The organism is Brucella sp. (assembly GCF_032066345.1).
Taxonomy (GTDB): domain Bacteria; phylum Pseudomonadota; class Alphaproteobacteria; order Rhizobiales; family Rhizobiaceae; genus Brucella; species Brucella pseudogrignonensis.
In genome coordinates, this window is the sequence record NZ_DAMBKZ010000002.1 from 144,330 (window position 1) to 165,216 (window position 20,887).

Sequence of the window (20,887 nt, forward strand, 5' to 3'; positions counted from 1 at the left end):
CATGACCAACCGTAAAATCCTCCTTGTTGGCGCGCATCGCATTGCCATTCTGCTATTCGTCCTGTTTGCACTGTTTCCGATCTTCTGGCTGGTGAAGGTTTCCGTCACACCCAATGATCTGCTTTACAGCGAAGGCGTGCGGCTATGGCCATCGCGTATGACGTTCGATCACTTCAGCCATGTGTTGAATAACAGCTCGTTTCCGCTGTTTTTCCGCAACAGCCTGATCGTGTCCGGCTCAACTGCCATTATTGTTACGCTGCTGGCTTCGCTGTCCGGCTATGCGCTTTCACGTTTCAACTTCCGCGCCAAATACTGGATTGTGGCGCTGATGCTGCTGACGCAGATGTTTCCGCTCGTGATGCTGATCGCGCCGATCTACAAGATCATGGCACCGCTCGGCCTCACCAACAGCCTGATCGGCCTCATCATCGTCTATTCGGCATTCAATGTGCCTTTTGCCACCTTCCTGATGCAATCGTTCTTCGACGGCATTCCGAAGGATCTCGAAGAAGCCGCCAAGATCGACGGCGCAACGCAGTTCATGGCTTTCCGCCAGATCATTCTGCCGCTGACTCTGCCCGGTATTGCAGCAACGCTAGGCTTTGTCTTCACCGCAGCGTGGAGCGAGCTTCTGTTCGCGCTGATGCTGATTTCCGGCAATGATTCAGCCACGTTCCCGGTCGGGCTTTTGAGCTTCGTCTCAAAATTCTCGGTCGATTTCGGACAGATGATGGCAGCGGGCGTGCTCGCGCTGATCCCGGCCTGTCTCTTCTTCTTCCTCATTCAACGATATCTCGTGCAGGGCCTCACGGCTGGCGCGGTCAAAGGCTGAAAGGATTTTTCTCTATGGCTTCCATCGATATTCAGTCAGTCCGCAAAAGCTATGGCGAACATGCTGTTCTGCACGGCGTTGATCTTGAGATCAAAGATGGCGAATTCATTGTGCTGGTCGGCCCGTCAGGCTGTGGCAAATCCACATTGCTGCGCATGATTGCTGGCCTTGAAGACATCACTGGCGGCCAGGTGCAGATCAGTGGCAAGCGCGTCAACGAACTCGCACCCAAAGACCGCGATATTGCGATGGTGTTTCAGTCCTATGCGCTCTACCCGCATATGAGTGTCGCCGACAATATGAGCTACAGTATGCGGCTGCGCAAAACGCCTAAAGAAAAGATTGCAAGCGCCATCAAATCGACCGCCGCCAAGCTCGGCCTTGATCCTTTGCTGGAACGCCGTCCGAAGGCGCTTTCCGGCGGCCAGCGTCAGCGTGTTGCCATGGGCCGCGCCATTGTGCGTCAGCCCAAGGCCTTCCTCTTTGACGAGCCGCTTTCCAACCTTGACGCCCGCCTGCGCGAGCAGATGCGTGCTGAAATCAAGAAGCTGCATGGTGAGCTGAAAGCCACATCCATCTATGTGACACATGACCAGATCGAAGCCATGACTCTGGCCGACCGTATCGTCGCCATGCATGGTGGTGTGGTGCAACAGGTCGGCTCTCCACTGGAGCTTTATGACCGCCCGGCCAATCTCTTCGTGGCAGGTTTCATCGGCTCACCCGCCATGAATTTTCTCGATGTTACCTATCTTGAAAAGGATGGTGGTCCGCGTCTGAAACTCAAGGACGGCACGCTCATCGCACTGCCGCAGCCGGTAAAACTCAAGGATGGCGCGAACGCCACGCTAGGCATTCGTCCAGAGCATGTGCATATCGAGAATTCAGCAGACCTGACGGCTGATGTCGATCTGGTCGAGCCGACTGGCTTCGGCATTATCCTGCATCTCAGCCTGCACGGATTGCCGTTCAAGATTTTCACGCTGGATCGCGATGCGCTTCATGCGCAGGGTTCTGTTCAGGTAAGCTTCCCGGCACAGCATCTCCATCTGTTCGATGGCGAAGGAAATCGCGTCGAGAGCGCTTAAACTGCATCCGAAAACCGCGCCTGAATGCTCTGCGAAAGCAGGGCAACAGGGCGGCTTTGATCACCAGCCTTGAGCCAGATCAGTTCTTCAATCTCACTGGAAGCGGCAGGCACCTGCCCTTCTTTCAGGGTGAGATGAAACAGCTCGGCTTCAACTGTGGAATCAAGTTCGTTGGCTGCAGGCGCTGACATTTTCGCAGCATAGCTTAACTGGCTTTCGTCAATGCGAATGCCAAGCTCTTCTTCGATCTCGCGGATAAGGGCTGTTTCAGGCGCTTCGCCTGCATCAATCTTGCCACCAGGCTGGAAAAAAATCTCGCTGCCGCGCTTGCGCACGAGGAGGAAACGGCCCGCTTCATCACGGACAATGGCTGCTGCAATAAGAATCGTTTTCATGATGACGAAACATCGTCGCGAACACGCACACCGTCAAGAATGATTGCCGCAATGGAGCGCGCCGTCTGCTCGTAAAAATCCGGTTCTTCCGTGCGTTTGCCAAGTATGGCCGCGACCTGAACCGAGAAGTCGGAATAATGCTGCGTCACCGCCCAGATCGTGAAAATCAGGTGATAGGGATCAATCGGCGCAATGCGCTTCTCCTCAATCCAGCGATGAATGACCCGCGCTTTTTCATCGACCAGATCTTTCAGATGGCCTTTCAGAAACTCGGTAATTGCCGGTGCGCCATGCAGAATTTCATTGGCAAACAGCCGCGATGCTTCTGGCCGTTTGGCCGAAAGCTCAAGCTTCTGCGCGATATAGTTTCGCAGCTCCTCAAGCGGATCGCCTTGCGGGTTGATGCTCTCAAACGGGCCAAGCCATTCTGTGAGTGTCTCTTCAAGAACCGTCACATAGATATTCTGCTTGCGCGGAAAATAATAAAGCAGGTTTGGCTTCGACATCCCTGCCTTTTCGGCGATCTGATCAACTGTCGAACCGCGAAAGCCATAGGCGGAAAAGACATCAAGCGCTGCATCCAGAATAAGCCTGCGGTTGATCGCCTGAATGCGCGTCGCACCTTCCGCCTTCTCGTTTGCACCTGCTTCGGCGGGAGCTGTCGCATCTGTGACCATTTAACACCTTCTGACGAAGCAAAATTTCTTAAAACCGCTTGACCGCTGTCGAACGCTCTTCTAGCCTGCATTTTGACCAACTAGTCAAGTTTTTGCAAATACTGCAAGAAGATTGAGGCCAAAGAGCCGGGTCGCGGGAACAACATAACATGCGAAGCGCTGGCAGCAATGCCACAGCTTATGCATGCTTGAAATGTGGAGGCAGAGCATATGACGCTCAGCAGCAATCCCAGTTTCAGCAATCTCAAGGTCGATGGTGATCGGCTATGGGACAGCTTGATGGATATGGCCAAAATTGGCCCTGGTATTCGTGGCGGCAATAACCGCCAGACGCTGACCGATGAAGACAGCGAAGGCCGCCAGCTTTTCCAGTCGTGGTGTGAAAAAGCCGGATTGTCGATGACCGTCGACACGATGGGCAATATGTTCTTTCTTCGCCCCGGCGAAGATGCGGATGCTGATCCGGTCTATATGGGGAGCCATCTCGACACGCAGCCGACAGGCGGCAAATATGATGGCGTGCTCGGTGTGCTTGGCGGACTTGAAGTCATGCGCACATTGAACGACACCAGTATCAAGACAAAGCGCCCTGTCGTCGTGGTCAATTGGACCAATGAAGAAGGCACGCGTTTTGCGCCTGCAATGCTCGCTTCCGGCGTTTTCGCCGGTGTGCATGAGCAGGATTGGGCCTATGAACGCACCGACGCCAAAGGCAAGAAATTCATCGATGAGCTGGAGCGTATTGGTTGGAAGGGCGACGAGCCGGTGGGCACGCGCAAAATCCATTCCATGTTTGAGCTGCACATTGAGCAAGGCCCGATCCTTGAAATTGAGAACAAGGACATTGGCGTTGTCACCCATGGCCAGGGACTGTGGTGGTTGCAGGTAACATTAACCGGCAAGGAAGCGCATACTGGCTCGACGCCGATGAAGATGCGCAAGAATGCGAGCCTTGGTTTGAGCAAGCTGCTGCAACTCGTCAACGAGATCGCCATGTCGCATCAGCCTGATGCTGTTGGCGGCGTGGGCCATATTGAAGTATCGCCAAACTCACGCAATGTGCTTCCAGGCCAGATCGTTTTCACCGTCGATTTCCGTTCGCCGGATCAAAAAACCCTCGATGCAATGAAAGTGCGATTTGAAACTGAAGCGCCAAAAATCGCCGAAGAACTTGGCATCGGCATTGAAATCGAAGTGGCCGGACATTTCGATCCCGTCACGTTCGATGAGGGCTGCGTCACGGCTATTCGCAATGCAGCCGAACGGCTTGGTTACAGCCATCGCAACATCGTTTCAGGCGCCGGTCACGACGCCTGCTGGATCAATCGTGTAGCACCTACCGCCATGGTCATGTGTCCATGCGTGGATGGTCTCAGCCACAACGAAGACGAAGATATTTCCAAAGAATGGGCATCGGCTGGCGCTGATGTGCTTCTTCATGCCGTATTGGAGACTGCTGAAATTGTGAGTTAGCATTCAGCCCATCCAATACTGCTTAATGTTCGAAACAAAACCAAAAAGGGGAACGCGAACATGGTTAGTTCTGGGGCAAGTAAGGTCATCAAAGGCGGCACCGTCATTACGGCAGACCGCACCTTTAAAGCCGACGTTCTCATCGAAGGCGAGAAGATTGTTGCCGTGGGCGATAATCTGACCGGCGATGAAACCATTGATGCTTCTGGCTGTTACATCATGCCCGGCGGCATCGATCCGCATACGCATTTGCAGATGCCCTTCATGGGCACCTATTCATCCGACGATTTCGATACCGGCACCGCCGCAGCTCTTGCTGGCGGCACGACGATGGTTGTGGATTTCGTGCTGCCCGGACCGGAAGGCAATCTGCTCGACGCGTTGCAGGAATGGTTCCAGAAGGCAGGCAAGGCCCGCACCGACTATTCTTTCCATATGGCGATCACCGGCTGGAGCGAACGCGCTTTCAATGAAATGCCGGAAGTGGTGAAACGCGGCATCAACACCTTTAAGCACTTCATGGCCTATAAGGGCGCGTTGATGGTCAATGATGACGAGATGTTCGCATCGTTCCAGCGCTGCGCTGAGCTTGGCGCCATGCCGCTTGTTCATGCAGAAAACGGCGACATCGTTGCGCAATTGCAGGCAAAGCTGCTGGCCGCTGGCAATGACGGACCGGAGGCGCACGCCTATTCACGCCCGCCGGAAGTGGAAGGCGAAGCCACCAACCGCGCCATCATGATTGCCGATCAGGCCGGTGTGCCGCTTTATGTGGTGCACACATCCTGCGAGCAGGCGCATGAAGCAATCCGCCGCGCACGCCAGAAAGGGATGCGCGTTTATGGTGAGCCACTGATCCAGCATTTGACGCTCGATGAAAGTGAATATCACAATCGCGATTGGGATTATGCTGCGCGCCGCGTGATGTCGCCGCCATTCCGCGACAAAGTCAATCAGGATAGTCTCTGGGCAGGCTTAGCTGCTGGCAGTCTGCAATGTGTTGCAACCGATCATTGCGCCTTCACGTCCGAACAAAAGCGCCATGGCATCGGCAATTTCACCAAAATCCCGAACGGCACCGGCGGGCTTGAAGAACGGCTGCCCGTGCTCTGGACGCGTGGTGTCCGCACTGGTCGTCTCACGCCCAATGAGTTCGTGGCGGTCACCTCAACCAATATTGCGAAGATCCTCAACATCTATCCGCGAAAGGGTGCGATCCTGCCGGGTGCTGATGCCGATATCATCATCTGGGACCCGGAGGCGACCAAGAAGGTCTCCGCCAAGACGCAGCATTCTTCCATTGATTACAATGTCTTTGAAGGTTTTGAGCTGAAAGGCCTGCCGGTCAAGACATTCTCGCGCGGTCGTCTTGCTTTCGACAAGGGGCATGTGACGGCGCAGCCGGGTGATGGACGTTTCATTGAACGCGAGCCTAACGGCGCGGTCAACCGGGCCCTGTCGCAGTGGAAAGAAATCGTCGCACCCCGCAAGGTGGAACGCAGCGCCGAACATATGCCGATAGGGGTCTGAACCATGGCTCTGGCTCAATTTCGGGAAATGCGCATGAATTCAGAAAACAGCGTTGCCCCGGAAAGGGGCCTGAAGACTGCTGAGACAGTCATCGACATTAAAGACCTGTCGCTGGTGTTTGAAACCAATGACGGTCCGGTTCATGCCCTGTCCGACATCAATCTCGCCATTCATCGTGGCGAGTTTGTTTCTTTCATTGGTCCGTCTGGTTGCGGCAAAACCACCTTGATGCGTGTGGTGGCTGATCTTGAACAGCCCACATCCGGCTCTGTAACCGTTAACGGCAAGACGCCTGAACAGGCGCGGCTTGATCGCTCTTACGGCTATGTCTTTCAGGCGGCGGCACTATTTCCGTGGCGCACCATTGAAGACAATATCAGCCTGCCGCTGGAAGTGATGGGATATAGCGCGGCCGATCGCAAAGCGCGGATCGAAAAGAACCTTGCACTGGTGAACCTTTCGGGCTTCGGCAAGAAGTTTCCGTGGCAGCTTTCCGGTGGAATGCAGCAGCGGGCATCGATTGCCCGTGCGCTGTCATTCGATCCGGATATGCTGCTGATGGACGAGCCGTTCGGCGCACTGGACGAGATCGTTCGCGATCACCTCAACGAACAGCTTCTCAAGCTCTGGGCCGCAACGCAGAAGACTGTCATCTTTGTAACCCACTCGATCCCGGAAGCCGTTTTTCTTTCGACCAAGATCGTCGTGATGAGCCCGCGCCCGGGCCGCATTCATGAAATCATCGACTGCGATCTGGGGCCGGATCGAACACTGGATATTCGTGAATCGGAAGCGTTTCTCAAAATCGCCCATCGTGTGCGCGAAGGCCTGAGGCTGGGGCATATCCATGATTAAATCGGGGGGCATGATTAAATCATGGGGCACGACTAAACAGCGCGGGCAACAATCGGGTGAAGGGGGGCGGCAATGACAGCCTTTTTTCGCGACAAATTTATTCCGGTAACGACCGTTCTGCTCATCATCATTGGGCTATGGTATGCGCTGGCCGTGTTCCTCAACGCACCGTTTGAGCGCGATCAGGCAGAGCGCGCCGGAACCGAGATTGCATTCTCGACAATCGTTGCCAATACGATGCATCAGGATCGCCCGGTCCTGCCTGCGCCACATCAGGTCGCAGAAGAAATCTGGAAAACCGTCTTTGACGTGAAACCAAGCTCCAAGCGCAGCCTTGTCTATCATGGCTGGGTGACGCTCTCATCGACATTGCTCGGTTTTGTGCTGGGATCGGCGCTTGGTGTGTTGCTCGCGGTCGGTATTGTGCATTCGCGCACGCTGGACAAAAGCCTGATGCCGTGGATCATCACGTCGCAGACAATCCCCATCCTCGCCATCGCACCGATGATTATTGTGGTGCTGAATGCGATTGGTATTTCGGGCCTGCTGCCAAAGGCCATCATATCGACCTATCTTTCCTTCTTCCCCGTTGCGGTGGGCATGGTCAAAGGCCTGCGCTCACCAGATATGATGCATCTTGATCTGATGCGGACTTACAATGCATCGCGCAATCAGTTGTTCTGGAAACTACGCTGGCCTGCGGCTATGCCGTTCCTGTTCACATCGATGCAGATTGCAGTCGCTATCAGTCTGGTGGGGGCTATCGTCGGCGAGTTGCCAACCGGAGCGGTCGCAGGTCTTGGCGCGCGTTTGCTGGCGGGTTCTTATTACGGGCAGACGGTTCAGATATGGGCCGCCCTCATCGCAGCAGCCATCATGGCGGGGCTGCTTGTGGCACTTGTCGGGTTGATCGCACGTATCGTCAACCGACGTATGGGTGCGCGACCAGAAAGGGCAGCTGCATGATGATGAACGTCATAATCATTATCGCGCTGATTGCCGTTTCCTGGGCAATTGTGGGCTGGGTGGCAAGCCTTAAGGCGCGCAACCCACACGCCCAAAAGCTGCTGGACATTGCCGTCCCTGCCCTCTTCGGCATAGCGATGCTTCTCCTTTGGGAAGTTACCGTTCGATTGTTTGCCGTGCCGCAGGTGCTCTTGCCAGCCCCGTCAGTCATATGGGCGCGGATTACGAGTTCGGTTCCGATCCTGTGGGCCGACTTCCAGCAAACCTTCATGAAGGCCGTCATCATCGGCTATATCGCGGGCTGTGGACTGGGTTTCATTACGGCGATCATCGCTGATCGCATACCGTTCTTGCGCAAAGGCCTGCTGCCGCTTGGCAATCTTGCTGCTGCCCTTCCGATTGTCGGCGTGGCTCCCATCATGGTGATGTGGTTTGGCTTCGACTGGCAGTCAAAGGCAGCGGTCGTCATCATCATGACCTTCTTCCCGATGCTCGTGAACACAGTTGCGGGACTTGCGGCAAGTGGCTCGATGGAGCGCGATCTGATGCAGACCTATGGTTCGAACTACTGGCAGACGCTCATCAAGCTGCGCCTGCCAGCGGCCATGCCCTTCATCTTCAATGCGCTCAAGATCAACTCCACATTGGCGCTGATCGGCGCGATTGTCGCCGAGTTTTTCGGCACGCCGATTGTCGGCATGGGCTTCCGCATATCCGCGGAAATCGGGCGCATGAATGTGGACATGGTCTGGGCCGAAATCTTTGTAGCCGCTCTTGCGGGGTCGCTCTCGTATGGGTTGATCGCGCTGATCGAGCGCAGAATGACATTCTGGCACCCTTCTTACAGGAGGGCTTAAGCCTGACGATTTGGCATCCGCCAACATAAGGCGGACCAAAGCGCATTCCGAAAAGTGGAAACCAGTTTTCGGGCAAAATGCGCGCAATAAAAAAAGAACCAGAGGAGAACTGAAATGAAAAAGGCAATTTCTTTATGCCTTGGAACAGCCGGACTGGCGCTGGCGCTCATGAGCAGCTCGGCAATGGCAGCGGATAAGCTGACCTTGCAGCTCAAATGGGTGACGCAGGGACAGTTCGCGGGCTACTACGTTGCCAAGGACAAAGGCTTTTATGAAGCCGAAAATCTCGACGTTGAAATCAAGCCGGGTGGCCCGGATGTGGCTCCACCTCAGGTGATCGCCGGTGGTGGTGCTGACGTAGTGGTGGACTGGATGCCGTCTGCGCTCGCCACCCGCGAAAAGGGTGTTCCGCTCGTCAACATCGCGCAGCCATTCAAGAAATCCGGCATGATGCTGACCTGCCGCAAAGACACCAACATAACCAAGCCGGAAGACTTCAAGGGCCGCACGCTTGGCGTCTGGTTCGGCGGCAATGAGTATCCATTCTTGTCGTGGATGAGCCATCTGAAAATCCCGACCGAAGGCGGCAAGGACGGCGTGACCGTGCTCAAGCAGGGCTTTAACGTGGATCCACTGATCCAGAAGCAGGCCGACTGCATTTCCACCATGACCTATAATGAATATTGGCAGGTGATTGATGCCGGTATTCCGGCGGATCAGCTCGTCGTATTCCCCTATGAAGAACAGGGCGTAGCCACGCTTGAAGACGGGCTTTACGTGCTCGATAAGAGCCTTGAAGACCCTGCAATGGTCGACAAGCTTGCCCGCTTTGTCCGCGCTTCGATGAAGGGTTGGCAATATGCGTCAGAACATCCTGATGAAGCAGCCGAGATCATTCTCGAAAACGACTCATCCGGTGCGCAAACACAGGAAGTTCAGGAGCGCATGGTGAAGGAAATCGCCAAGCTGATTGACGGTTCTGACGGCACACTTGATGTAGCTGCTGCCGACCGCACCGTCGAAACGCTGCTTGGTGGCGGCTCTGATCCTGTCATTACCAAGAAGCCGGAAGGTGCATGGTCCGCAAAGGTAACGGACGCGATGAAGAAGTAAACAAGGCAATTAGAGCGCTGGGCGTCCTATTGGACGCCCAAAGGTCGCTCTGTCTCTTTAAATCCAGAGCATAATTTTACCTTAAACTGATCCAAGTTTAAGGAATTCTGCTCTGAAAAGCCCGGTCTCACGACCGGGCTTTTAACGGGTATTTCTATCCAGAAATACTCTATTCCTTTTCCGCACATCTCGTTCCGAAAACCGGTTCCCACTTTTCGGGATGTGCTTTATTTCAGCTTCTCTTCCAAAGCGACCGCCCTGACCAGCTCGCGTTCAAGCCGTGCTTCTTCTTCAACCTTTGGTTTGGTGAAGCGTCCGAGCAGAAGATAGGCAACCGGCGTCACGAAAAGCGTGGCAATCGTTGCAAGGCCAAGACCGCCAACGATAACCCAGCCGAGTGCGACACGCGCTTCTGCACCCGCGCCGCTTGCCAATACAAGCGGCACACCACCCAGAACCGAACAGATCATCGTCATACAGACCGGGCGCAGCCGGATATTGGCTGCTTCTTCGATGGCCTGACGAACATTCATGCCCTTATCGCGCAACTGATCGGCAAATTCGACGATCAGAATACCGTTCTTGGCCATGATGCCGACCAGTAGCACAAGCCCGATCTGGCTATAGACGTTAAGGCTTGTGCCGGTGAGGATCATCGCAAACACAGCACAGCCGAGGCCCAAAGGCACCGTCGCCATAACGATCAGCGCACTGATGAAGCTTTCAAACTGAGCTGCAAGCACCAGCATGATAATGATGATCGCAAAGCCGAAGACGAGTGCAATACCCGTTGAGGTTTCGCTCAATGTCGAGGCTTCTGCCAATGGAATGATATGCGCGCCGGGCGGCAGAAGCGGTGCAGCAATTTGCAACGCTGCAGCATAGGCATCGCCCAAGGCAAAGTCGCTGCGAAGGTCGGTCGTGATTGCAACCGAGCGCAGGCGCTCTTCACGGTTCAACTGCGGCGGAACAGCCTTTTCAACGACAGTTGCAATCGAAGACATCGGCACATAGCGACCGTCAGTCGTCTTGAGGAAGACGTTTTCAAGATCGGTCGGATCGTTGATCGGATTGGTGGTCGAAACAAGCTTCACGTCGAAGCTTCTGTCGCCCACGTAAACCGAGCCGATCTTACGGCCATCAAGAACCGACTGAACTGCATTGGCAAGACCGGTAATATCGATGCCGAGATCGGACGCGCGTTCGCGGTTGATTTCGACGGAAAGCTGCGGTTGCGTTGGTTCAACTGATAGGCGCGGCTGCACAAAACGCGGATCTTTTTCGAGCGCTGCAACTATCGCATCAGTCGCTGGACGAAGCTTGGCGTAATCACTGCCAAGAACGGCAAACTGCAAGCCGTTACCTGCACCGCGAATGCCAAGGCTATTCGGCTGAGCAGTGAAAATGCGGACCGCTGTAATCCCGCTTACGCGCGCGGTGATGTCAGCCATGATTTCCTGCTGCGTGCGGCTGCGTTCTTTCCAAGGTGCAAGTGTCAGCACGACAAAGCCGTTGTTTGAAGAACCACCAGAACCGGCAATTGCGTAAGTCGTCTGGATCTCACCGCTATCGCGCAAAGGCTGGATAGCGGCTTCGATTCTGTCGAGCTGCGACTGAAGATATTCTACGCTGATGCCTTGCGGGCCGTTGATGCGAAGAAGCGCTACAGCACGATCTTCGGTCGGCGTCAGTTCCTGTCTGAGCATACCGAAACCGACATAGGATGCGCCAGCGAAGAGCACCGCCACCAGCACCACGATATATGGAGCCGAAAGACAGGCATGGAGGCTCCGGCGATAGAAATTCGCCAAACCGCTGCCAATGCGGCGCAGGAACTTCGGGCCGTGACCACCGCCTTCAGTAGTCTCCGCACCTTCCTTGAGGAAGCGCGATGCAAGCATCGGACAGAGCGTCAGTGCCACAATCGATGACAACAGAATTGCAATCGCCAGCACGAAACCAAATTCTCGGAAGAGACCACCCGCCTGCCCCGGCAGGAAGGAAATCGGCACGAAAACGGCAACGAGCGTCAATGTCGTCGCGATAACCGCAAAGAACACTTCCTGCGTGCCAAGCACAGCTGCTGCACGCGGCCCCATGCCCTGATTGCGTCGTCGGACAATATTTTCGAGCACGACAATCGCGTCATCCACCACAAGGCCTGTGGCGAGCACCAGCGCAAGCAGCGTGAGAATATTGACCGAGAAACCCGTCAGATAAATCGCGGCAATCGTACCGATAAGGGCGACCGGCATGGCCAGAGCGGGGATAAGCGTTGCGCGGATATCCCACAGAAACATGAAAATAATCACGACCACGATAATGACCGAAGCAATCAGCGCGATTTCGACCTCATGGATAGCGCCATTGATGAAGCTGGCATCGTCACTGGTGACGGTCACGTCCACACCCGGTGGCAAGGTCTTCTTCAAATTTGCAACAGCGGCACGAACGCCTTCGGAAATATCGAGCGTATTCGACTGTGCCTGACGCACGATACCCAGGCCGATTGCTGTCTTCCCGTTGGAACGAACAGCGGAGCTTTCCACATCCGGACCAAGCGTTACTGTCGCCACATCGCGTATCTGGGTGCGGCCTTTGATATAGACGTTTTCAAAATCCTCCGGCCGTTCAAGATTGGCCGTTGCACGAACCACAATTGACTGATCTGAACTGCGCAGCGAGCCTGCAGGCGCATCAAGCCCCATGGAAGACAGTGCGCTGGAAAGATCCGCAATGGTCAGGCCGTAGCTTGCAAGGCGCGCCTGATTGATATCAATGCGGAAAATCTTGTCGCGATCACCATTGATCTGCACATCGGCCACGCCAGGAACAGCTGAAAGGACATCCTGGATCTGATCTTCCACCAGTACCGTCATATCGTCGACGGCCATCGTGTCGGAGGTGACAGCGAGGCGCATTACCGGATCAGCATTGGAGTCGGCTTTGATGATGCGGGACGGATCGGCTTCTTCTGGCACGTCGTTGGCAACACGCGAAATCGCGTCGCGCATGTCGGCGGCAGCGACATTGAGATCAACACCGTCGTTGAACTCGACTGTGACACGGCTGCGCTCGAAAGACGAAGAAGAAGAAATCGTTTTAACGCCCGATACGCGGGCGACCGCGTTTTCGAGAACCTGCGTGAGCTGTCGGTCGATCGTTTCCGCCGAAGCACCACTAAAATCGGTGCTGATGGTAACGACAGGACGATCCACATCGGGCAATTCACGAATATCGACGCCAGTGAAGGCCGCCATACCCGCGACAATGATCAGAACGTTGATGACGAAGGCAAAGACCGGACGGCGGATGAAAAGCGCCGTCGATCCGCCATTGTTTCCGGATTTCGAATTAGGATTGCTCACGCTTTATCCTCACCCTGCGACGCGGCTTTTGGCGGCGGGATCAATGCGGGCTGTCCCCTGCTCGTCCTGCAGACGCACCGGCGCATCATCGCGTACGGTTTGCACGCCCTGCGTAACGATCATGTCGCCTTCCTTAACGGCGCCATCGATCAGGATATTGGTCGAGTTACGCTGCACGATGCGCGCGGATACTTTCTTTGCAACACCTTCTTCAACGCGCCAGACATAAGAGCCATCTGCGCCCCACTGAATGGCCAGCGGATCAACAGAAGGATAACTGTTGCCCGGGAAAAGAACTGTGACCGAGAATGACATGCCCGCACGCAAGCGATCCTGTTCATTGTTGATTTCGGCGCGCACATGCAGCGTTCGGCTTGCCTCATCAAGCATGTTGTCGACAGCGTTGATTTCGCCCTTATCCGTTACGCCCGGAAAAGCGGTAGACTCTGCAGTAAGCGGCTGGCCGACCTTGATTTGCGGGGCAAAGCGCTCAGGCACCCAGATGTCGATCAACACTTTGGAGCGGTCATCAATTCGGGCAATGGATGTCTGTGCAGTGACATAGTTGCCGGCGTTTACCGGGAGAATACCGACAATACCGGTAATTGGTGCGCGCACGGTACGGCGGCTCAACGCAAGCTGCGCATCATCAAGAGCGAGCTTGGCATTGGACAGGGCCAGATCGGCTTCAACTTCCTGTACGACGGTTGCGGTATTTGTGGAGCGCAGCCGTGCAATACGCTGACGGGTGGTTTCAGCATCTTTCAGTGCGATCTGCGCTTTATTGACTGCAATCGTCTCGGTCTCATTGTCGAGGATCGCAATCGGATCACCTGCCTTGATGGCATCGCCAGCCTTAACGAGCAGCTCATTCATATAGCCGCTCGAATAAGGTGTGACAGAAACCGTGCTGAGAGCGCGGGCTGAACCGATGGCCGTCAGACGATTGTTGATTGTCTCTTCGCCTGCTGGCTCAACCACGACCAGCGGAGCTGCACGACCGGAAGATCCACCCGATTGCGCACCATGCTTCTGCTGCCCAGAGGCTTCACCCGAAGCCGTCTGTGTCGAAGAGTCTTTGTTTTTATATATGTACCAGCCGCCACCGGCGGCAATAATGATAAGCAGGCACAGAACAATCTGCTTCCAAGACTTCATTCAACTCTCCGGCAAGGCATTGTCGCTTAGGCAACGCGCCTCTCATTCAAATCATTCATATTCAGGTTGGGCGCAGGATATGCAGCAAACAGTATCAAAATAATGATCGCCCCAATAGGTTGCATCGGAATTGCAACAATCGAAGCGTCACGGATTTTCCCATTTGCGAGTTTGCACAGACCGATTCAGCACGTCGAGTTAAATTTCGGTAATGCTTGCGGCCAACTTCTTTCAATCAATTTAGACAAAGGCCGTTGGAATTAACTTGCGCCTCCATATATAGAAGACGACATTTATATGTATCGCATTGTGTGAGCTTACTGAGATTGGGCACGGCCGCATTGCAGCCAGACAGCCTGTCAATTTGGATTTAACGTATGGCGGCTGTTGAAAAGACCATGGATACGGCTGGTGTCGTCGCGGATGCGGCCACACATTCACCAACTATGGCTTCACCACAGGATGACAAGACCTCACCGATCCATTTTACGCGTCTGCGCTGGCGTAACCGGCTTTCGAGCAAGCTTCTCATTCTCACCGCACTTGCCGTTCTCATTGCAGAAGTGCTGATCTTTGTTCCATCCATCGCGAATATGCGCGTACGCTGGATGAGTTCGCGCCTTGATACGGTGGATGCTGTCAGCGAAGTGCTGATTGCCAGCGGCAACATCAATATTCCGCGCGAAGTGCAGGATAAGGTGCTGCTTGCGACCGGCACCAAGGCAATTGCGTTGCGTGAAGCGGGCGCATCGCATCTTCTGGCAATGAGTGAAATGCCCGGCAATATCGATCAGGTGGTCGATCTCAATAATATAAGTGAAGCTGCAGCGATCTGGGACGCGTTTGGAACGCTCTTTAACGGTGGTAATCGCACTTTGCGCATTTATGGCTCAAACCCGCCATCCGCTAATCCAGGACGCATCATCGAAATCGTCACTTCCGATGCGCCGCTTCGCCATGCCATGCTGAGTTATGCAACCAATGTTGCAATCATCTCGCTTCTTATCTCGGTCATTGCCGCGAGCCTCATCTATCTCATCATCCATGAGATGCTGCTGCGTCCCGTCCGTCTGATGCATCGCAATATGATCGATTTTGCATCGGCGCCTGACAATCCGACGCGAATCCTTGTGCCCGAAAACCGCAAGGATGAGTTCGGCATTGCACAAAGGCAGATCGCGCATATTCAAAGTGATCTGCAGCGTACCCTGAAAGAGCAGAAACATCTGGCCGATCTCGGTCTTGCTGTTTCCAAGATCAATCATGACATGCGCAACATTCTGGCCTCCGCACAGCTCATGTCGGACCGTCTTGCTGATACCAGAGACCCGATGGTGCAGCGCTTTGCGCCGAAGCTCATTCACACGCTGAGCCGCGCCATCAACTATTCAGAGAGCGTGATGGCTTATGGCCGCTCGCAGGAAGCACCGCCTGCGCCGCGCCGCGTACAGCTTGCCACTGTCATTCTCGATGTGCAGGAAACACTTAATCTCAACAAGGAGAGCGGCATCGAGTTCGAAAACCTCATTCCGGGTGATTTCGAACTGAATGTCGATTCCGAGCAGCTCTTCCGTGTGCTTCATAATCTGTGCCGGAATTCGGTGCAGGCAATGGAGCGCGACCAGCGCAGCGATGTGTCCACCGTAAAGCGCCTCACCCTTTCTGCAGGCAGAATCGGAACCACGACAATCATCGGCGTGGAAGATACCGGCCCCGGCCTGCCGCAAAAGGCGCGCGACAATCTCTTTACCGCCTTCAAGGGTTCAACACGCAGCGACGGCACGGGTCTTGGCCTGGCAATCGCGCAGGAACTGGTTCGTGCGCATGGTGGCACGATCGAATTGCGCGAAGATCGTCCGATCGGTGCACATTTCGAGATTCGCCTTCCCGACCTTCCAAACTGGAATGACAGACGAAGCAGCCGATCTGAGAGCGAAGTCGCCTGATTTTTTACAGCGCAGCCAAAAAAATGTGCGTGAAATCAGAATGTTGCAGCATGTGATTCCTGCTCATGACTGCCTTCATACGAGTGCAACGCGGGCTTTTCCCGCTATGAGTTAGTTTTCCACGCTCTAATACACAGAGGAAAAGCCCGGAAATCCGGGCTTTGACAAGAAAACTTCACAGAACTTCATTTTTTTCTCAGAAGACGCTTGCATTTAGCAATCTGTCCGATTATCAACCGCCCATCGCCGCAGCAGACGCGGCACAGGCAAGCACCCGTAGCTCAGCTGGATAGAGCACCAGACTACGAATCTGGGGGTCAGAGGTTCGAATCCTTTCGGGTGCGCCATTCTTCTTCAAAGAAAATAAGATAGAAATTGTAACAGTTAGCCAACAGGCTTTCTGTTTAATTTCAATGATTTGCGGCTTTGGTCCGCTTATCCCAAAACAACCCGACATTTGAGATGCCGCAGTTCTTTGCGCGAGAAAGTTCGTGTGTAACGCGCTCGAATGCGTTTGCAGCAATGCGCGAATGAACGCATCAGATCGCCAAGTTTTAGTTTGATTTTTGTGTGTGGGGAGACGCGTTTTTGTTCCCATTTTGGGAAGAAGACTGGTGCTGCGAGAGAGGATTGAACTCTCGACCTCTCCATTACCAATGGAGTGCTCTACCACTGAGCTACCGCAGCATTCTCTTGAACGCGGCGGACTTCTGACATATCATTACGCAAATCGCAAGCAACCAATCGCAATTATTTTCACATAATGTGGAAATCCCTTGTCAACCGCCACAGAAGGCGCTTTTCCCGCGCATTTTGCCGTAGTAAACACCCCTCATGAGCGAAGATAACACCCACGACGAGAAGAAAAATCAGGCGGACAGGCGCAAAAAGCGGCTTGCAGAGGAGCTTCGTGCGAATCTGATGCGTCGCAAAGCGCAAACCCGTTCGCGTCGTTCCGGCGATGCCGATGAACGCAATACCGGTATTACCGCTGGCAAAGACGACACAGATTAACGTGCGATTCAATTTTCCAGATTAGCATATCAGGCGGAACGAAAACGCAGCCGGCAAAGCCTTCCTTGAAGATAGGGAGCAGCTGCGGTAAAAGCGCAATTCAATCTTGCTGGCGTTGCCGCACGACTATGATTCGTGACCGACGTAATTCCGCCGTAAGAACAGTCATTTCATACAGCAGCACCGCGGGCCTCAGAGTCGCGGCACTTGCAAATATCGATTGCCGGGCAATAGCTTCGGCCCAAAAGGTGAAACAGCATGGATCGCATCAAAATCGTCGGCGGCAACAAGCTCAATGGCGTCATTCCTATCTCTGGCGCGAAAAATGCAGCGCTGCCTCTGATGATCGCCTCCCTCCTCACCGACGATACGCTGACACTTGAAAACGTGCCGCACCTCGCCGATGTCGAGCAGCTGATCCGCATTCTTTCCAATCATGGTGTCGATTATTCGGTAAACGGCCGCCGTGAACATCAGAACGGCGCTTACTCGCGGACCATCCATTTCACAGCCCGCAATATTGTCGATACCGTTGCTCCTTATGAGCTGGTTTCCAAGATGCGCGCGAGCTTCTGGGTCATCGGGCCACTTCTGGCGCGTATGGGCGAAGCAACCGTTTCTCTGCCAGGCGGTTGCGCCATCGGCACGCGTCCGGTTGACCTCCTTCTTGAATGCCTTCAGGCGCTCGGTGCTCAGATCGACATCGAAAACGGTTATGCCAAGGCGCGCGCCCCACAGGGCGGCCTTATCGGCGCACGCTATCGCTTCCCGAAGGTTTCGGTCGGCGCAACCCACGTCATGCTGATGGCAGCCGTGCTTGCCAAGGGCGAAACGATTATTGAAAATCCTGCGCGTGAACCGGAAGTGGTCAATCTGGCGGACTGCCTCAACGCCATGGGTGCAAAAATCACCGGTGCAGGCACCGAAACGATCCATGTTCAGGGCGTGACCAGCCTTTCTGGCGCACGCGTTCGCGTCATCCCTGACCGTATCGAAACCGGCACCTATGCCATGGTTGTTGCGATGACCGGCGGCGATGTGCTGCTCGAAGGTGCAGAAGCAAGCCAGCTGACCGCAGCACTCGACACGCTGCGTCAGGCTGGTGCCGAAATCACCGAAACCAATAGCGGTCTGCGTGTTGTTCGTAATGGACACGGCATTCACCCGGTTGATGTGACCACCGATCCATTCCCTGGCTTCCCGACAGATCTTCAGGCTCAGTTCATGGGCCTGATGACAAAAGCAAAGGGCACCTCGCGCATTACTGAAACGATTTTCGAAAACCGTTTCATGCATGTTCAGGAACTGGCACGTCTTGGTGCGAAGATTTCGCTTTCCGGCCAAACTGCAACTGTTGAAGGCGTGGAACGCCTCAAGGGCGCACAGGTTATGGCTACCGATCTGCGTGCATCTGTTTCACTTGTTATCGCGGGCCTTGCTGCAGAAGGCGAAACCATCGTCAACCGCGTCTATCACCTTGATCGCGGCTTTGAGCGTCTGGAAGAGAAGCTCTCGCGTTGCGGTGCGAATGTTGAGCGTATCAGCGGTTAAAGCATTTCCAGCAAAAGTGCGAAGCGGTTTTGCATAAGGACAATGCGTAAAAACAAAAAAATAGAGCGGTTCCAACGATTCAATATCAACTGGAACCGCTCTGAAGAGCTGAAAGCCGGAATTGCCAAAAGCATTCCGGCTTTTCTTTCATTCCGGGCTTATTAATCAACAGGCTGAAAAGCCTGTCGATTTTTTTGTGCTGGCATGTAAAGTGGCACTTACAACATCTGAAAATAGCAGGGAACAACGTAAGATATGGAAATGTTGAAGCTTGTGGCGCTGGATGAAGAAGATTTGCAGGTCCTGTCCGCCCATCTTCAGGATGCGGTTCTGAAAGTATCAGACCTGCAATATCTGGCCACGGATAAACGCTTCGTTCTCACTGCCAATCGCTTTGCGTGGGAAGAGTCGAAGCCCAAACTGTTCCGCAAACCGCAATATCAGCGTCGCCGCACCACTTTGCATTTCAATCGCGTAACCGCAGTCAAAGGCAGCGGCATCGACCGGCAGAAGACGGAAGAAGTTCTTTCGCTGCTCGCCATTCGCTTTGTTCCCGGCGAAGCACCTGCCGGAACATTGGAACTGACTTTCTCGGCAAATGCGGCTATCCGTCTGGATGTAGAATGCATTGAAGCGCAGCTAACGGACCTGGGGCCTGCATGGGAAACAAATTCCCTGCCGCGACATGACGCCTGATTGCTGCTCGAAACCGCTTCACATACCTGACGGGCACCGCCCAGACTGAAAATTAAAGGAATACCAGCGTGGTTACGACGCTCAGACAAGCCGATGCCGATTTTGAAAAGAACTTTGCAGCTCTCCTTGCGGGCAAGCGCGAAGTTTCTGAAGATGTGGATCGTGCTGCCCGCGAAATCGTCGATCGTGTGCGTCGTGAAGGCGATTCCGCACTCATTGAATATTCCCTGCGTTTCGACCGTATTGATCTGAACAAGACCGGCATCCGTGTGACGGAAGCTGAAATTGATGCGGCTTTCGATGAGGCGCCAGCTTCGACCATTGAAGCGCTGAAGCTCGCTCATGAGCGCATTGAAAAACATCATGCGCGGCAGTTGCCGAAAGATGACCGCTACACCGATGCGCTCGGCGTTGAACTCGGTTCACGCTGGACGGCGATTGAAGCTGTCGGCCTTTATGTGCCGGGCGGCACCGCAAGCTACCCAAGCTCAGTGCTGATGAATGCTGTGCCTGCGAAGGTTGCCGGTTGCGAGCGCATCGTGATGGTTGTTCCCTCGCCCGATGGTAAGCTGAACCCGCTGGTTCTGGTTGCCGCGCGTCTTGCCGGTGTTTCAGAAATCTATCGTGTTGGCGGCGCGCAGGCTGTCGCAGCTCTGGCCTATGGTACGGAAACGATTGCGCCGGTTGCGAAAATCGTTGGCCCGGGCAATGCATATGTTGCAGCCGCCAAGCGCATTGTTTTCGGTACGGTCGGCATCGACATGATCGCCGGACCTTCGGAAGTGCTGGTGATTGCCGACAAGGACAACAATCCAGACTGGCTGGCCGCAGACATTCTTGCGCAGGCTGAACATGACACGGCTGCGCAGTCTATCCTGATGACCAATGACGAGCCTTTCGCAAAGGCTGTCGAAGAAGCTGTCGAACGCCAGCTCAAAACTTTGCCGCGCGCTGAAACAGCAGCCGCAAGCTGGCGCGATTTTGGCGCGGTCATTCTGGTTGATGATTTTGAAGCGGCCATTCCGCTGGCCAACCGCATTGCAGCCGAGCATCTGGAAATCGCGACCGCCGATCCGGAAGCGCTTTTGCCAAAAATCCGCAATGCTGGCTCGGTGTTTATCGGAGCCTATACGCCGGAAGTGATCGGCGATTATGTCGGCGGCTGCAACCACGTTCTGCCAACGGCACGTTCGGCGCGATTCTCGTCCGGCCTCTCGGTTCTGGATTACATGAAGCGCACGTCGCTTCTGAAGCTCGGTCCCGACCAGCTGCGTGCGCTTGGGCCAGCAGCCATTGAAATCGCCCGCGCAGAAGGCCTTGATGCCCACGCGCAATCCGTCGCCATCCGGCTCAATCTATGAGGGA

17 protein-coding genes and 2 tRNA genes are annotated in these 20,887 nt (G+C 54.6%); 14 read left to right on the forward strand and 5 right to left on the reverse strand.

Translation table 11 applies throughout. From position 1 onward, the window contains the following. Window position 1 precedes the first annotated feature (1 nt). Both RT142_RS03210 and RT142_RS03215 read left to right on the forward strand, forming a co-directional pair. Window positions 2-835 carry a carbohydrate ABC transporter permease gene (locus RT142_RS03210; protein ID WP_007873457.1) on the forward strand — a complete coding sequence of 278 codons (834 nt, stop codon included), beginning with the start codon at window positions 2-4 and terminating at the stop codon, window positions 833-835. Window positions 836-849: 14 nt separating this feature from the next. Then, window positions 850-1,923 carry an ABC transporter ATP-binding protein gene (locus tag RT142_RS03215; protein WP_112804696.1) on the forward strand — a complete coding sequence of 358 codons (1,074 nt, stop codon included), beginning with the start codon at window positions 850-852 and terminating at the stop codon, window positions 1,921-1,923. Here the strand turns inward: RT142_RS03215 and RT142_RS03220 are convergent. Next, a complete protein-coding gene (locus tag RT142_RS03220) occupies window positions 1,920-2,318 on the reverse strand; it encodes an NUDIX hydrolase (RefSeq protein WP_112804694.1) in 399 nt (132 codons plus the stop codon). The two genes, RT142_RS03215 and RT142_RS03220, sit on opposite strands and share 4 nt — an antisense overlap. After that, the gene (locus RT142_RS03225) at window positions 2,315-2,995 is read right to left on the reverse strand and encodes a TetR family transcriptional regulator C-terminal domain-containing protein (RefSeq protein WP_007873454.1); all 681 of its coding nucleotides are present in this window, start codon (window positions 2,993-2,995) and stop codon (window positions 2,315-2,317) included. The genes RT142_RS03220 and RT142_RS03225 overlap by 4 nt, the downstream gene beginning before the upstream one ends. 210 nt (window positions 2,996-3,205) lie before the next feature. Between RT142_RS03225 and RT142_RS03230 the strand changes: the two genes are divergently transcribed. The 6 genes from RT142_RS03230 to RT142_RS03255 all read left to right on the forward strand — a co-directional run bounded on the left by RT142_RS03230 (window position 3,206) and on the right by RT142_RS03255 (window position 9,789). Further along, window positions 3,206-4,468 carry a Zn-dependent hydrolase gene (locus RT142_RS03230; RefSeq protein ID WP_313027315.1) on the forward strand — a complete coding sequence of 421 codons (1,263 nt, stop codon included), beginning with the start codon at window positions 3,206-3,208 and terminating at the stop codon, window positions 4,466-4,468. A 60-nt stretch (window positions 4,469-4,528) separates the two neighbouring features. Continuing rightward, window positions 4,529-5,998, forward strand: a complete 1,470-nt coding sequence (hydA, locus tag RT142_RS03235; protein ID WP_105518137.1) for a dihydropyrimidinase — start codon at window positions 4,529-4,531, stop codon at window positions 5,996-5,998. A gap of 33 nt (window positions 5,999-6,031) precedes the next feature. Next, entirely contained in the window at window positions 6,032-6,853 is an 822-nt protein-coding gene (locus RT142_RS03240; protein ID WP_112804690.1) for an ABC transporter ATP-binding protein, read from the forward strand. Window positions 6,854-6,925: 72 nt separating this feature from the next. Continuing rightward, window positions 6,926-7,819, forward strand: a complete 894-nt coding sequence (locus RT142_RS03245) for an ABC transporter permease (protein ID WP_313027320.1) — start codon at window positions 6,926-6,928, stop codon at window positions 7,817-7,819. Beyond that, window positions 7,816-8,676: an ABC transporter permease gene (locus RT142_RS03250; RefSeq protein ID WP_112804686.1), complete on the forward strand. Its 861-nt coding sequence runs from the start codon at window positions 7,816-7,818 to the stop codon at window positions 8,674-8,676. Before RT142_RS03245 ends, RT142_RS03250 begins: the two co-directional genes overlap by 4 nt. 114 nt (window positions 8,677-8,790) lie before the next feature. Next, window positions 8,791-9,789, forward strand: a complete 999-nt coding sequence (locus RT142_RS03255) for an ABC transporter substrate-binding protein (protein WP_007873445.1) — start codon at window positions 8,791-8,793, stop codon at window positions 9,787-9,789. 227 nt (window positions 9,790-10,016) lie between these two features. Here RT142_RS03255 and RT142_RS03260 read toward each other — a convergent pair whose 3' ends face one another. Both RT142_RS03260 and RT142_RS03265 read right to left on the reverse strand, forming a co-directional pair. Beyond that, complete coding sequence (locus RT142_RS03260; RefSeq protein ID WP_313027325.1) at window positions 10,017-13,157, reverse strand: efflux RND transporter permease subunit; 3,141 nt, start codon at window positions 13,155-13,157, stop codon at window positions 10,017-10,019. Between the two features lie 9 nt (window positions 13,158-13,166). Further along, entirely contained in the window at window positions 13,167-14,315 is a 1,149-nt protein-coding gene (locus RT142_RS03265) for an efflux RND transporter periplasmic adaptor subunit (RefSeq protein ID WP_064320126.1), read from the reverse strand. A 377-nt stretch (window positions 14,316-14,692) separates the two neighbouring features. On the opposite strand from RT142_RS03265, the gene RT142_RS03270 reads away from it, so the two are divergent. Continuing rightward, on the forward strand, window positions 14,693-16,261 hold the full coding sequence (locus RT142_RS03270) for a sensor histidine kinase (protein WP_007873440.1): 1,569 nt from the start codon (window positions 14,693-14,695) through the stop codon (window positions 16,259-16,261). Between the two features lie 270 nt (window positions 16,262-16,531). Beyond that, window positions 16,532-16,608, forward strand: a tRNA-Arg gene (locus RT142_RS03275). 265 nt (window positions 16,609-16,873) lie between these two features. Here the strand turns inward: RT142_RS03275 and RT142_RS03280 are convergent. Further along, window positions 16,874-16,948 (reverse strand) — tRNA-Thr (locus tag RT142_RS03280). Window positions 16,949-17,095: 147 nt separating this feature from the next. Here RT142_RS03280 and RT142_RS03285 point away from each other — a divergent pair. From RT142_RS03285 to hisD, 4 genes are all read left to right on the forward strand, one after another. Next, on the forward strand, window positions 17,096-17,275 hold the full coding sequence (locus RT142_RS03285) for a hypothetical protein (protein WP_007873438.1): 180 nt from the start codon (window positions 17,096-17,098) through the stop codon (window positions 17,273-17,275). 258 nt (window positions 17,276-17,533) lie between these two features. Further along, on the forward strand, window positions 17,534-18,826 hold the full coding sequence (gene murA / locus RT142_RS03290; protein WP_007873436.1) for a UDP-N-acetylglucosamine 1-carboxyvinyltransferase: 1,293 nt from the start codon (window positions 17,534-17,536) through the stop codon (window positions 18,824-18,826). Window positions 18,827-19,081: 255 nt separating this feature from the next. Beyond that, window positions 19,082-19,522: a DUF2948 family protein gene (locus RT142_RS03295; RefSeq protein ID WP_313027330.1), complete on the forward strand. Its 441-nt coding sequence runs from the start codon at window positions 19,082-19,084 to the stop codon at window positions 19,520-19,522. A gap of 68 nt (window positions 19,523-19,590) precedes the next feature. Next, window positions 19,591-20,883 carry a histidinol dehydrogenase gene (gene hisD / locus RT142_RS03300; protein WP_113496014.1) on the forward strand — a complete coding sequence of 431 codons (1,293 nt, stop codon included), beginning with the start codon at window positions 19,591-19,593 and terminating at the stop codon, window positions 20,881-20,883. Window positions 20,884-20,887 lie beyond the last annotated feature (4 nt).